This is a genomic window from Acidimicrobiia bacterium (assembly GCA_016650365.1).
In the GTDB taxonomy this organism is placed as follows: Bacteria; Actinomycetota; Acidimicrobiia; order Spongiisociales; family JAENVV01; genus JAENVV01.
In genome coordinates this window covers 1-1,387 of the sequence record JAENVV010000228.1, presented here as the reverse complement: position 1 = coordinate 1,387, position 1,387 = coordinate 1, and the positions used below count along the sequence as shown (strand labels likewise).

2 protein-coding genes are annotated in these 1,387 nt (G+C 63.1%); both read left to right on the top strand.

What is annotated here, in order from left to right; translation table 11 throughout:
* Positions 1-606: HRDC domain-containing protein (locus JJE47_13480; protein MBK5268435.1), on the top strand; the 606-nt coding region annotated here is incomplete at its 5' end.
* Between the two features lie 36 nt (positions 607-642).
* Complete coding sequence (locus JJE47_13475; GenBank protein MBK5268434.1) at positions 643-1,362, top strand: NAD-dependent deacylase; 720 nt, start codon at positions 643-645, stop codon at positions 1,360-1,362.
* The last annotated feature ends 25 nt before the right edge of the window (positions 1,363-1,387 follow it).

Below are 1,387 nucleotides of genomic sequence, written 5' to 3'. Positions count from 1 at the left end.
GTTCTACCGCATCAATTGGCCGAGGATCTGGAAGAGGAGCGTCGCGTATTCCACGTGGCCATAACCCGGGGCATCGAATCGGTGGCGGTCGTAGGTGATCGGAGCCGACCCTCGCCATTTATCGCCGAGCTCTCCGGCACCGCCCCGCGCGGCGCAAAGAAGACGGTCGCCTCTCGTCCTGGCCGACCCACACCGCCGGCAACAGGGGGGATCGCACCGGGGCTGGGCGATCGCCTCCGCTGGGGAGGCTACGACGGCACGGTCACCGAATTCGCCGACGACGGCGCCATCATCGAGCTATCGACGGGAGCCCGGTTGACGGTGCCCTGGCGGGAGCGAGTACGGGTTGGATCAATTTCTGCACCCCTCGCCCGTTCGGTCCACGAAGCGAACCCAGTCATCGTCGAAGCCCTCAAGAGCTGGAGGGCCGAAACGGCCAGAGCCCAGAACGTTCCCGCCTACATAGTTCTTTCCGACAAACACCTCATTGGCATCGCAGCCAGACGACCCACGACGATCGAGGAACTTCTCACCTGCCCGGGGATTGGCTCGACCAAGGCGGAAAGCTACGGCGAAACCATCCTGGAAGTTCTTGAGCAACAGTGACCGGCAGCACCGACCGAACCCACCACACTGAGCCTCATGGATAACCTGGACCACGCCCGGAGACTCATTTCGGAAGCGTCACTGGTGGTGTCGTTTTCCGGTGCCGGACTGTCGGCCGAATCCGGAATCGCGACATTCCGTGATCCGGATGGCGTCTGGAGCAAGGTCGACCCGGCGGTCTATGCAAGCGCCGCAGGCTTTCGTGCCCAGCCGAACGAGGTTTCCGAGTGGTACGCGCATCGTCGCCGGACTCTGGCAAAAACCAACCCGAACGCCGCTCACCTGGCACTGGCCGCCGCCAACTGGCAGCTGCACATCACTCAGAACGTCGACAACCTTCTGGAACGGGCCGGAACGAACAACGTAGTTCACCTCCATGGCGTTCTCGATCACGATCGATGTCATAACGGTTGCGGATACCAGTGCGCGGTCGACCTTTCGAATCCGCCTGTCCTCCGCACCTGCCCCGACTGTGGATCCATGGTTCGACCAGACGTGGTGTGGTTTGGCGAGATGTTGCCGGAACTCGCCTGGCATCTGGCCGAATCTGCCATCGAACAGGCTGATGTAACCGTGGTCATCGGTACAAGCGGTGAGGTTTGGCCGGCGGCCGGTCTCATAGACCGGGCCCGTACCGTCATCGCAATCAATCGGGAGCCGACCGCGATCGGACGGCACGCCGCCGTCGAACTGATCGGTCCGGCAGCCACCGTCGTCCCGGCGCTCGTCAGCCCGGCCGACCCGAATACTCGATGAGTTCATACGGCCGCACGATGCCGAC

Coding starts and splice junctions, on each gene's coding strand:
- JJE47_13475 (MBK5268434.1), top strand. CDS start 643: ATGGATAACCTGGACCACGCCCGGAGACTCATTTCGGAAGCGTCACTG.